Raw genomic sequence first — 12,719 nt, 5'->3', positions numbered from 1 at the left:
CTGAACGACGCGTTGGCCGTCATGAAAATTACATGGTGTGGCACATCAAAATCGGGGAAAATTACGCGTTCATCTCATTCGGGAAATTCACGCCATGACTGAGCCACTCAAAACCGGCAAGCCTCAGTTCAAGAATATCGGCCTCGCCGATATTGCGCGCTATCGCATGCCGCTGGCCGCGATCCTGTCCATTCTGCACCGTATCAGCGGCGCGCTGATGTTTCTGCTACTGCCGCTCGTTCTGCTGCTGCTGGACAAGAGCCTGATGTCGGAAATCTCGTTCGAATACTTCAAGGGCATCGTTTCGCACTGGTTCGTCAAACTGCTGCTGCTGTGCCTGATCTGGGCGTATCTGCATCACGTCTGCGCCGGCATCCGTTTCCTGTTCCTGGACGTGCATGTCGGAATTGACAAGGACAAGGCGCGGCGTTCGTCGGTTGCCGTGTTCGCCGTCAGCCTGCCGCTGACGCTGATCTTCGCACTTAAATTGTTCGGAGCTTTCTGATGGCAAACGACAATATCGGACCGCACAGACTGGTCGTCGGCGCCCATTACGGTTTGCGGGACTGGCTGGCGCAGCGCATCACGGCAATCGTGATGGTCGTCTATACGCTGGTGCTGCTGGCCGCATTCCTGATTTCCGGCGACATCGGCTATGAAAGCTGGGCCGGCCTGTTCGCGCATCAGTGGTTCAAGATGCTGACTTTCGTCGCGCTGTTGTCTCTGTTCTATCACGCATGGGTAGGCATGCGCGATATCTGGATGGATTACGTCAAACCGGTTTCGATCCGCCTGGCGCTGCAGGTTGCCACCATCCTGTGGCTGCTGGCATGCGCGGGCTGGGCCGCACAGATTCTTTGGAGAGCCTAACGTGGCTGCAATCAAATCCAGCATTCCGGTACGTCATTTCGATGCGATCATCGTCGGCGCCGGCGGTTCCGGCATGCGCGCATCGCTGCAGCTTGCCGAAGCGGGGCTGAGCGTCGCTGTATTGTCGAAGGTCTTCCCGACCCGTTCGCACACGGTGGCGGCGCAGGGCGGCATCGGCGCCTCGCTCGGCAACATGGCCGAAGACAACTGGTACTGGCACATGTTCGACACGATCAAGGGATCGGACTACCTGGGCGACCAGGACGCCATCGAATTCATGTGCCGCGAAGCGCCGCGCGTTGTCTACGAGCTGGAACATTTCGGCATGCCGTTCGACCGCAATGCAGACGGCACCATTTACCAGCGCCCGTTTGGTGGCCACACGGCCAATTTCGGCGAGAAGCCGGTGCAGCGTGCCTGCGCCGCCGCCGACCGTACCGGCCACGCGATGCTGCACACGCTATACCAGCGCAACGTGCGTGCGCATACGCATTTCTTCGTCGAATGGATGGCGATCGACCTGATGCGCGATGCCGATGGAGATGTGATCGGTGTCGTCGCACTGGAAATGGAAACCGGCGAAGTGATGATCCTGCAGGCGAAGACCACGCTGCTGGCAACTGGCGGCGCCGGCCGCATCTGGGCCGCATCGACCAATGCCTTCATCAATACCGGTGACGGCATGGGCATGGCGGCGCGCGCCGGCCTGCCGCTGGAAGACATGGAATTCTGGCAGTTTCACCCGACCGGCGTGGCCGGTGCCGGTGTGCTGATCACCGAAGGCGTGCGCGGCGAGGGCGGTATTTTGGTGAACAGTGAGGGCGAGCGTTTTATGGAACGCTATGCGCCGACGCTGAAGGATTTGGCGCCGCGCGACTTCGTCTCGCGTTCGATGGACCAGGAAATCAAGGAAGGTCGCGGCGTCGGTCCACACAAGGATCACGTGCTGCTGGATCTACGTCATATCGGCGCCGAGACGATCCAGAAGCGCCTGCCGTCGATTCTGGAAATCGCGCGCAAGTTCGCTAACGTCGACGCGACGCGCGAACCGATTCCGGTCGTGCCGACGATCCACTATCAGATGGGCGGTATTCCGACTAACATCCATGGCCAGGTGGTCGCGCCGCGCAACGGCAATCCGAATTCGGTCGTCAACGGGCTGTATGCGGTGGGCGAGTGCGCCTGCGTTTCGGTACACGGCGCGAACCGCCTCGGCACCAATTCGCTGCTCGACCTGCTGGTGTTCGGCCGCGCTGCCGGCAACCACATTGTGCGCAGCAATCTGACCCGCCGCGAGCACATTCCGCTGCCGGCGGATGCAGCCGACCGTGCGCTGGAACGTCTGGCGCGGCTGGAAAGCAGCACCGGTTCCGAACGTGTGCAGGATGTCGCCAACGATATCCGCTCGACGATGCAGCGCTATTGCGGCGTGTTCCGTACTGACGAATTGCTGCAGACCGGCGTCAAGAAGATCATGGAACTGGACGAGCGCCGCAAGCATGTCTCCTTCAAGGACAAGTCGCGCGTCTTCAACACGGCGCGCATCGAGGCACTGGAGCTGGACAACATGATCGAGACGGCAAAGGCGACCATCGTCGCGGCTGCCGCTCGCAAGGAATCGCGCGGCGCGCATGCGCATCGCGACTACGAACAGCGCGACGACGAGAACTGGCTCAAGCATTCGCTGTATTTTTCCGAGGACAACCATCTCGAATACAAGCCGGTCGTCACGCAACCGCTGACTGTCGACACCTTCAAGCCAAAACCTCGCACATTCTGAGGCAGCCAATATGGGACGCACTATCAGACTCCAGATTTACCGTTACGATCCGGACAAGGACGCCAAGCCTTATATGCAGGACGTGACGGTCGAACTGCATCCGCACGACAAGATGCTGCTCGACGCGCTGCAGCGCATCAAGGCCGATGTCGACGATTCGCTGGCCTTGCGCCGATCGTGCCGCGAGGGTGTTTGCGGCTCGGATGCGATGAACATCAACGGCAAGAACGGTCTGGCCTGCATCACTAATCTGAACGATTTGACCGAACCGATCGTGCTGCGTCCGTTGCCGGGGCTGCCGGTCATCCGCGACCTGATCGTGGACATGACACAGTTCTTCAAACAATACGATTCGATCAAGCCTTATCTGATTAACGATACAATTGCGCCTGAAAAGGAGCGTCTGCAGATGCCGGCCGAGCGGGAAGAGCTCGATGGCCTGTACGAATGTATACTATGCGCCTGCTGTTCGACGTCCTGTCCGTCCTTCTGGTGGAATCCGGACAAGTTCGTCGGCCCGGCGGGATTACTGCAGGCGTATCGTTTCATCGCCGACAGCAGGGATCATGCGACCGGCGAACGCCTGGACAACCTGGAAGATCCGTACAGGCTGTTCCGCTGCCATACGATCATGAATTGCGTGGATGTCTGTCCGAAAGGGCTGAATCCGACCCGCGCGATCGGAAAGATCAAGGAATTGATGGTGCGCCGGGCCGTCTAGGCCCTGGGCTCAATACGGCGGCCGGTCGGCCGTCTTTTTCTTCCTTCGCGGGAAGATGACATGGAAACGTGTTGCCGAGGTAGATGCCATGTCGCAGATAACTCATCAGGCAGATCCGGTGAAGCGTGCACGCCTCAGATGGCGGGCGCGGCGCGGACTGCTTGAAAACGATTTGATCATCACGCGGTTTCTCGATGGTCATGAGGAGACACTCAGCGACGAAGAGGTCGATGCCTTTTCGTTGTTGATGGAATTGCCGGATAACGATTTGCTGAATTTGCTGCTGGCAAGGAACGAGCCGGAAGGCGAGGCCGATCTGCCCCACGTACGGGCACTGCTGGCGAGAATGCGTGCTGTCTAGCGCGTGCGCAGGTTTTTAAATTGGGATTAAATCCTACGTTACTAGAAGGAAGAGCCATGCCTCACTCACAATCTGACACCAAAGCCACACTGTCGTTTTCCGACGGTTCTCCCTCGGTGGATCTGCCGATCTACAAAGGCTCGCTTGGTCCAGATGTCGTCGATATCCGCAAGCTGTACGGCTCCAGCGGCAAATTTACCTACGATCCGGGCTTCATGTCGACCGCATCGTGCGACTCGACGATCACCTATATTGACGGTGACAAGGGCGAACTGCTGTATCGCGGTTACCCGATCGAACAACTGGCAGTCGAGTGCGATTTCCTGGAAAGCAGCTACCTGCTATTGAAGGGCGAACTGCCGACGGTTGCGCAGAAGAAAGATTTCGTCAGCACCGTCAGCAAGCACACGATGCTGCACGAGCAGATGCAGTTCTTCTTCCGCGGCTTCCGTCGCGACGCGCACCCGATGTCGGTGCTGGTTGCCACCGTCGGTGCGCTGGCATCTTTCTATCATGATTCGCTGGACATCAACGATCCGCATCATCGCGAAGTTTCCGCGATTCGCCTGATCGCCAAGATGCCGACGCTGGTGGCGATGTCGTACAAGTATTCGATCGGCCAACCGTTCGTCTACCCGCGTAACGATCTGTCGTACACGGCGAATTTCATGCACATGATGTTCTCGACGCCGAGCGAAGAGTACAAGATCAACGACGTGCTGGTGCGCGCGCTGGATCGTATCCTGATCCTGCATGCCGACCACGAACAAAATGCATCGACGTCGACGGTGCGTCTGTCCGGTTCGTCCGGCGCCAATCCGTTCGCCTGTATCGCAGCCGGTATCGCCTGCCTGTGGGGCCCGGCGCACGGCGGCGCGAACGAAGCTGCGCTGAACATGCTGAAGCAGATCGGCAGCGTCGAGCGCATTCCTGAATTCATCGCCAAGGCGAAGGACAAGGATTCCGGCTTCCGCCTGATGGGCTTCGGTCATCGCGTCTACAAGAACTTCGATCCGCGCGCCAAACTGATGCGCGAAACCTGCCATGAAGTGCTGAACGAACTCGGCCTGCACGACGATCCGCTGTTCAAGCTGGCAATGGAACTGGAGCGTATCGCACTGGAAGACGACTACTTCGTTTCGCGCAAGCTATATCCGAACGTGGACTTCTACTCGGGTATCGTGCAATCGGCGCTGGGCATTCCGGTTTCGTTGTTCACCGGCATTTTCGCGATGGCACGTACCGTCGGCTGGATTGCACAGTGGAACGAGATGATTTCCGATCCGGAACAGAAGATCGGTCGTCCGCGCCAGCTGTACATCGGCTCCACGCAACGCGATGTCGTCGAAATCGCGAAGCGCAAGTAAGTTCACTGCCACACAGTAAGGCTGCAGTAAGGGAAACCGGCGGAAAATACACATAGTTTTCCGCCGGTTTTTTCATGGCCATCACGACGTGGATAGATATGCTATTCTCGTTTTCACACTTCAACACAGAGTAACCACGCAAAGTAACAACGTCCTTCCCTACAATTTGGTTTGATGTGCAATCCGCTAACCGGTCAGGCCGTGTCGCGGAAGGTTTGAACAACCCGCTAATCTCGCGAAACGCGAAGAAAGGTGAGCAAGATGATGCAGCAGTCGGTTTCCACCTCCTATCTGTTTGGGGGGAACGCGCCGTACGTCGAAGAACTGTACGAAGCGTATCTAGACAATCCAGGGGCCGTCCCCGATAACTGGCGTTCCTACTTCGACGCCTTGCAACATGTTCCCGCAGTCGATGGTTCCGAGCGTCCCGATGTGACGCATGCATCCGTCATTGCCTCCTTTGCCGAACGCGCCAAGCGCGGCCCCATCCGTGTCATTGCACCGATCGAAGATATTGAGATGGAGCGCAAGCGCGTCGCCGTCACGCAATTGATCGCTGCCTATCGCGTACTCGGCAACAACTGGGCCAATCTCGATCCGCTGCAGCGCCAGGAACGTCCGTCGATTCCCGCACTGGAGCCGTCCTTCTACGGCTTCACCGATGCGGACATGGACATCGTGTTCAACATCAGCAATACCTATTTCGGCACCGAAACCGCATCGCTGCGCGATCTGCTGAATGCGCTGCGCGACACCTACTGCCGGTCGATTGGACCGGAGTTCATGTACATCAGCGATCCCAAGCCGAAGCTGTGGCTACAGGAAAAGCTGGAATCTCTTCGTTCCTCGCCGACGTTCCCGGCTGAGAAGAAAAAGCACATCCTCGAACGCCTGACGGCGGCGGAAGGACTGGAACGCTATCTGCACACCAAATACGTCGGCCAAAAGCGCTTTTCGCTGGAAGGCGGCGAGAGCTTCATCGCATCGCTGGATGAAGTCATCCAGCGCGGCGGCGAGAAGGGCGTGCAGGAAATCGTCATCGGCATGGCGCATCGCGGCCGCTTGAACGTGCTGGTCAATATCCTCGGCAAGACGCCGCAGGAACTGTTTGCCGAATTCGAAGGACGCCATGCCGACGATCTGCCGTCCGGCGACGTCAAGTATCACCAGGGCTTTTCGTCCGATGTCAGCACGCCTGGCGGCCCGGTGCATCTGTCGCTGGCCTTCAACCCTTCGCATCTGGAAATCGTCGATCCGGTGGTCGAAGGTTCGGTGCGCGCGCGTATCGAACGTCGTGGCAACAACGACAACAGCAACGATCCGGCGCAGCAGGTATTGCCGGTGCTGATCCACGGCGACGCCGCCTTCGCCGGCCAGGGCGTTGTGATGGAAACGCTGAATCTCGCGCAGACGCGCGGTTACGGCACGGGCGGCACCGTACACATCATCATCAACAACCAGATCGGCTTCACGACGTCCGACCCGCGCGATTCACGTTCGACGCTGTACTGCTCGGATGTCGCAAAGATGATCGAGGCACCAGTACTGCACGTGAACGGCGACGATCCGGAAGCGGTCGTGTTTGCCTCGCAGCTGGCGCTGGACTACCGCCAGGAATTCCGCAAGGACATCGTCATCGACCTGATCTGCTTCCGCAAGCTGGGTCATAACGAGCAGGACACGCCGGCGCTGACGCAGCCGCTGATGTACAAGAAGATTGCCCAGCATACCGGTACACGCAAGCTGTATGCCGACAAGCTGGCAACGCAGGGTGTCATCGATGCCGAGCAGGGCGATCAACTGATGCGGGAATACCGCGATGCGATGGATGCGGGCAAGCATACGATCGACCCTGTCATTTCTAACTTCAAGAGCAAGTATGCGGTCGACTGGATGCCTTTCCTGAACAGGAAATGGACCGATGCGGCAGATACCGCCGTTCCACTCACCGAACTGAAACGCCTGGCGACACGCATCACGACGATTCCGGAAAATTTCAAGGTGCATCCGCTGGTCGAGAAAGTGCTCGCTGATCGCGCCGCGATGGGACGCGGCGAGATGGATCTGGACTGGGGCATGGGCGAACATCTGGCCTATGCATCGCTGGTCAGTTCCGGCTATGCGGTGCGCCTGACCGGCCAGGATGCCGGCCGCGGCACCTTCGTTCATCGCCACGCGGTGCTGCACGACCAGAACCGCGAGAAGTGGGATGCCGGTACGTATGTACCGTTGCAGAACGTCTCCGATCAGCAGGCATGGTTCCGCGTCATCGATTCGGTGCTGTCCGAAGAGGCGGTACTCGCCTTCGAATACGGATATTCGACTGCCGATCCGAACACGCTGGCGATCTGGGAAGCGCAGTTCGGCGATTTCGCCAACGGTGCGCAGGTCGTCATCGACCAGTTCATCAGTTCCGGCGAAGTGAAATGGGGCCGCATTTCCGGCCTCGTGATGATGCTGCCGCACGGCTATGAAGGCCAGGGACCGGAGCACTCGTCGGCACGTCCGGAGCGTTTCCTGCAACTGTGCGCCGACAACAACATGCAGGTCGTGCAGCCGACGACGGCCGCACAGATATTCCACCTGCTGCGCCGCCAGATGATCCGTCTGTTCCGCAAACCGCTGGTGATCCTGACGCCGAAATCTCTGCTGCGGAACAAGGATGCCGGCTCGCCGCTGGAAGATCTTGCCAAGGGTTCGTTCCAGACCGTGATCGGCGAGGTGGACGACAAGATCGATGCGAAGAAGGTCAAGCGCATCATCGCCTGCTCGGGCCGCGTGTACTACGACCTGGTTGCCGCGCGCAAGGAGCGCGCGCAGAACGATGTGGCGATCATTCGTATCGAACAGTTGTATCCGTTCCCGCACAAGGCATTCGCCGCCGAGCTGAAGAAATTCCCGAACGCGAACGAACTGGTGTGGGCGCAGGACGAACCGCAGAACCAGGGCGCATGGTTCCAGATCCAGCACAACATTCTGGAAAACATGGAGGACGGCCAAAAGCTGGCCTATGCGGGACGCCCGGCCAGCGCATCGCCGGCGGTCGGCTATTACGACAAGCATTTTGCGCAGCAGAAAGCATTGATCGAAGCGGCTTTTGCCAAGTTAAAAGGTTTTGTACTGACCAAATGAAGACCCTGCGGCGCATCCGAATGCCGGAGCGCCGCATGAACAAACCGAAACGGAGAGTTATATGGCAATTCTTGAGGTAAAAGTCCCGCAGCTGTCGGAATCCGTCGCCGAGGCGACGCTGCTGCAATGGCACAAGAAGGTCGGTGAAGCCGTCGCGCGCGACGAAAATCTGATCGACATCGAAACCGACAAGGTCGTGCTGGAACTGCCGGCACCCGACGCCGGCGTCATCACGCAGATCGCCAAGGAAGACGGCAGCACCGTGGTGGCGGGCGAGGTAATCGCATTGATCGACACCGACGCCAAGCCTGCGGCGGCGGAGGCAAAGGCAAGTCCGGCCGTGACACCCAATCCTGTCTCGGATGCGCCGGCTGCGACTGCTGCACCGGCACCGACGCAGATCGCGCCCAAAGAGACGGCGAAGGCTGGCGACGTTGCGATGCCGGCCGCGGCCAAGATGCTGGCGGAGAACAAGCTGTCGGCATCCGACGTGGCAGGCACGGGTAAGGACGGACGCGTCACCAAGGGCGACGTGATCGATCATCTGCAAGGCAAGCCGGCAACGACGGCAGCGCCTGCGCCGGCTGCGCCGGCTGGCGTGAGCAAGCCGTCGCTGCAGCAGGTTGCCACGCCGACCAATCCGGCCCTGGCCGATCGCCCGGAAGAACGTGTGCCGATGAGCCGCCTGCGCGCGCGCATCGCGGAACGTCTGCTGCAATCGCAATCCAACAACGCCATCCTGACGACCTTCAACGAAGTCAACATGCAGCCGGTCATGGATTTGCGTACCAAGTACCGCGACAAGTTCGAAAAGGAACATGGCGTCAAGCTCGGCTTCATGTCCTTCTTCGTGAAGGCGGCAGTCGCCGCGCTGAAGAAGTACCCGATCATCAATGCATCGGTCGACGGCAATGACATCGTCTATCACGGCTACTTCGACATCGGCATTGCCGTCGGTTCGCCGCGCGGACTGGTGGTGCCCATCCTGCGCGATGCAGACCAGATGTCGATTGCGGATATCGAGAAAAAGATCGGCGAATTCGGCACCAAGGCCAAGGACGGCAAACTGACGCTGGAAGAGCTGACCGGCGGCACATTCTCGATCTCCAACGGCGGCATCTTCGGCTCCATGCTGTCGACGCCGATCATCAATCCGCCGCAATCCGCGATTCTCGGCATCCATGCAACGAAGGAACGTCCGGTCGTCGAAAACGGGCAGATCGTGATCCGCCCGATCAACTATCTGGCGCTGTCCTACGACCATCGCATCATCGACGGCCGCGAAGCGGTGCTCGGACTGGTGGCAATGAAGGAAGCGCTGGAGGATCCTGCGCGCTTGCTGCTGGATCTTTGAGTCGAACCGGGATTTTGTGATGATCTTCGGGAGGCGCGACTGCGCAAGTGCATGCCAGCGCCTTCCGATACCGACGATATGACAGGATAACGATATGGCGAACAATTTCGATGTCGTAGTAATCGGCGGCGGTCCGGGCGGCTATGTCGCCGCGATTCGCGCCGCGCAGCTGGGGCTTTCCACTGCCTGCATAGACGAATGGAAAAATGCAAAGGGCGGCCCGGCACCGGGCGGCACCTGTACCAATGTCGGCTGCATTCCTTCCAAGGCGCTGCTGCAGTCTTCCGAATATTTCGATCACGCAGGGCATGCGTTTGCCGATCACGGCATCGAAATCAAGGATCTGTCGCTGAATCTGAAAAAGCTGCTGGCTCGCAAGGACACGGTGGTCAAGCAGAACAACGACGGCATTCTTTATCTGTTCAAGAAGAACAAGGTGACGTTCTTCCACGGCCGCGGCTCTTTCGTGAAAACGGGTGCGGACGGCAGCGAAATCCGGATTGCCGGTGCGACAGAAGAAACCATCGTCGCCAAACATGTCATCGTGGCGACCGGTTCCTCGCCGCGAGAATTGCCGAACGTGCCTTTCGATGAAAAGTTGATTCTGTCGAATACCGGCGCGCTGGCGATTCCCGATGTGCCGAAGCGGCTCGGCCTGATCGGTGCAGGTGTCATCGGGCTGGAGATGGGCAGTGTCTGGCATCGCCTGGGTTCGGAAGTCACGATCCTGGAAGCGTTGCCGAATTTTCTTGGTGCGGCCGATGAAGCGGTTGCCAAGGAAGCGTGGAAGCAGTTCACGAAGCAGGGATTGGCGATCAACCTGGGTGTCAAGATCGGTACGATCGCTGCCGGCAAGAACAACGTGACGGTCAACTACACCGACGACAAGGGCGGTGCGCAGAAAGCCGTGTTCGACAAGCTGATCGTTTCGATCGGCCGCGTGCCGAATACGGTCGGACTGAATGCAGAAGGCATCGGACTGAAACTGGACGAGCGCGGCTTCATCGCTGTCGACGACGATTGTCGCACCAGCCTGCCGAACGTATGGGCGGTCGGCGACGTGGTGCGCGGCCCGATGCTGGCGCACAAGGCAGAGGAAGAGGGCGTTGCCGTCGCCGAGCGCATTGCCGGCCAGCATGGACATGTCAACTTCAACACGATTCCATGGGTCATTTACACATCGCCGGAAATCGCCTGGGTCGGCAAGACCGAGCAGCAGCTGAAGAGCGAGAATGTCGCCTACAAGAGCGGCAGTTTCCCTTTCTTGGCGAACGGTCGTGCCCGCGCGTTGGGCGATACCGCAGGCTTCGTCAAGATATTGGCCGATGCGCGCACGGATGAAATTCTCGGCGTGCACATCATCGGGCCGATGGCGTCGGAGCTGATCGCCGAATCGGTTACGGCGATGGAGTTCCGCGCATCGTCGGAAGACATCGCCCGCATCTGCCATGCACATCCGTCGTTGTCGGAGGCGGTGAAGGAAGCCGCGCTGGCTGTCGATGGCCGTGCATTGAATTTCTAGGAGCGAGGCATGAAGCACTGCGTGAGACACATCGTGCGGAGCAAGATGGCGGCGGTGCTGCTGCCTTTGTTCTTGGCAGCCTGTGCAACCGGCCCCGCCGATCGGCAGGTCACGATCGCGACCGCTACGAGCAACGGACAGGAATTCCCGGGCGCGAGTTGTTTCGTCTCGACCAATAGCCGCAGCTGGAACGTGACTACGCCGGCGACACTGGAAATTCCTGCCAGCGGCGATTTGCGCATCGTCTGCAACAAGGCCGGTTACCGGACATCCGAATTGCGCATGCCACCGATCGGGCAGGGAGGCGGTTCCAGCATGGGTGTCGGCGTCGGAGGCGGCAGCGGCAACGTTGGTGTGGGACTGGGTTTCAGCCTACCGATCAGTTCAAGCGGCAGCAGTTATCCACCTCGCATACGGGTTACGATGTCGCCGCAATGACAGAACGGTTTTCTAGCGATAAGGGCGAGCACGGCTCGCCCGTTTTTTTGCCCACGGATACGATGCAATGAATGTCAGCGAATTCTATGAGCAGACGCTGCAGTCACGCGGCTTTTCCGCCGATGCTGCGCAGCGCAATGCAGTGAACCGGCTGCAACGCGCCTACGACGAATGGGTGACGTACAAGGAAAAGCGGCGTAATCCATTGCGGCGATGGCTGTCTCCGCCGGAAGTGCCGCGTGGCGTGTACATGTGGGGTGGTGTCGGGCGTGGCAAATCCTTTCTGATGGACAGTTTCTATTCGGTTGTTCCGCTGAAAAGGAAAACACGCGTGCATTTCCACGAATTCATGCGCGACATACACCGGCAGCTCGATGCGTTGAAAAAAGTCGCCGATCCGCTGGATACGGTGGCAGCCAATGTAGCGAAAAAATATCGGCTGATCTGTTTCGATGAATTCCACGTCATCGATATTGCCGATGCAATGATTCTCTACAATCTATTCAAGGCATTGTTCGCACACGGCGTATCGTTCATCATCACTTCCAATTTCGAACCGAGCACACTGTATCCGGATGGCTTGCATCGCGACCGCATCCTGCCGGCCATCGCCTTGCTGAAGGAAAAGATGGACATTCTGCAAGTCGATGGCGGCACGGATTACCGCAAGCGTGCGCTGGTACAGGTTGCGGCCTATCACACGCCTGCAGATGCAAACGCCGAGCGTGCATTGCAGGCGGCGTTCGAACGCATCGCGGAAATGGTCGATGAGGACCCCGTCATTCGCGTCGAAGGGCGGGATATCCGTTCGCTGCGTCGTGCCGGGGGCGTAATCTGGTTCGATTTCGCAACGTTATGCGGCGGTCCGCGTTCGCAGAACGATTACCTGGAAATTGCCAGCCGCTTCCATACGGTGATCCTGTCCGGCATACCGGCGATGTCGGCTGCGATGGCATCGGAGGCGCGCCGCTTCATCTGGCTGGTCGATGTGCTGTACGATCACAAGATCAAACTGCTGGTCTCGGCCGAGGTACCGATGGAACACCTGTATGCAGAAGGCTCGCAGGCGATGGAATTCCAGCGTACCGTGTCGCGTCTAATGGAAATGCAGTCCGCAGAATATATGGAAGCAGAGCGCCGCCACACGCCCTTCTTTTAGTTGAATTATCTATCC

At 58.9% G+C, this 12,719-nt stretch carries 11 protein-coding genes; all 11 read left to right on the top strand.

Annotated elements, in window-relative coordinates:
- Positions 1-94: 94 nt before the first annotated feature.
- The 11 genes from sdhC (at position 95) to zapE (ending at position 12,704) form a co-directional block, all read left to right on the top strand.
- Positions 95-505 carry a succinate dehydrogenase, cytochrome b556 subunit gene (sdhC, locus tag ACO1VH_RS00940; protein ID WP_486241714.1) on the top strand — a complete coding sequence of 137 codons (411 nt, stop codon included), beginning with the start codon at positions 95-97 and terminating at the stop codon, positions 503-505.
- Entirely contained in the window at positions 505-870 is a 366-nt protein-coding gene (sdhD, locus tag ACO1VH_RS00935) for a succinate dehydrogenase, hydrophobic membrane anchor protein (protein WP_486241712.1), read from the top strand. The genes sdhC and sdhD overlap by 1 nt, the downstream gene beginning before the upstream one ends.
- A 1-nt stretch (position 871) precedes the next feature.
- Positions 872-2,650, top strand: a complete 1,779-nt coding sequence (sdhA, locus tag ACO1VH_RS00930; RefSeq protein WP_486241710.1) for a succinate dehydrogenase flavoprotein subunit — start codon at positions 872-874, stop codon at positions 2,648-2,650.
- Positions 2,651-2,660: 10 nt separating this feature from the next.
- The gene (locus ACO1VH_RS00925; RefSeq protein ID WP_486241708.1) at positions 2,661-3,371 is read left to right on the top strand and encodes a succinate dehydrogenase iron-sulfur subunit; all 711 of its coding nucleotides are present in this window, start codon (positions 2,661-2,663) and stop codon (positions 3,369-3,371) included.
- Positions 3,372-3,459: 88 nt separating this feature from the next.
- Positions 3,460-3,732, top strand: coding sequence for a succinate dehydrogenase assembly factor 2 (locus tag ACO1VH_RS00920; RefSeq protein ID WP_486241706.1), 273 nt, complete (start codon positions 3,460-3,462; stop codon positions 3,730-3,732).
- Positions 3,733-3,788: 56 nt separating this feature from the next.
- A complete protein-coding gene (gltA, locus tag ACO1VH_RS00915; protein ID WP_486241704.1) occupies positions 3,789-5,099 on the top strand; it encodes a citrate synthase in 1,311 nt (436 codons plus the stop codon).
- Positions 5,100-5,360: 261 nt separating this feature from the next.
- Positions 5,361-8,231: a 2-oxoglutarate dehydrogenase E1 component gene (locus tag ACO1VH_RS00910; RefSeq protein WP_486242800.1), complete on the top strand. Its 2,871-nt coding sequence runs from the start codon at positions 5,361-5,363 to the stop codon at positions 8,229-8,231.
- Positions 8,232-8,292: 61 nt separating this feature from the next.
- On the top strand, positions 8,293-9,585 hold the full coding sequence (odhB, locus tag ACO1VH_RS00905) for a 2-oxoglutarate dehydrogenase complex dihydrolipoyllysine-residue succinyltransferase (RefSeq protein WP_486241702.1): 1,293 nt from the start codon (positions 8,293-8,295) through the stop codon (positions 9,583-9,585).
- Positions 9,586-9,679: 94 nt separating this feature from the next.
- Positions 9,680-11,107: a dihydrolipoyl dehydrogenase gene (gene lpdA, locus ACO1VH_RS00900; protein ID WP_486241700.1), complete on the top strand. Its 1,428-nt coding sequence runs from the start codon at positions 9,680-9,682 to the stop codon at positions 11,105-11,107.
- 9 nt (positions 11,108-11,116) lie between these two features.
- Positions 11,117-11,545 carry a hypothetical protein gene (locus ACO1VH_RS00895; protein ID WP_486241698.1) on the top strand — a complete coding sequence of 143 codons (429 nt, stop codon included), beginning with the start codon at positions 11,117-11,119 and terminating at the stop codon, positions 11,543-11,545.
- 67 nt (positions 11,546-11,612) lie between these two features.
- On the top strand, positions 11,613-12,704 hold the full coding sequence (zapE, locus tag ACO1VH_RS00890) for a cell division protein ZapE (protein ID WP_486241696.1): 1,092 nt from the start codon (positions 11,613-11,615) through the stop codon (positions 12,702-12,704).
- Positions 12,705-12,719 lie beyond the last annotated feature (15 nt).

The sequence above is a fragment of the Oxalicibacterium sp. genome, from assembly GCF_057353965.1.
This window is presented reverse-complemented; position numbering and strand designations above follow the sequence as displayed.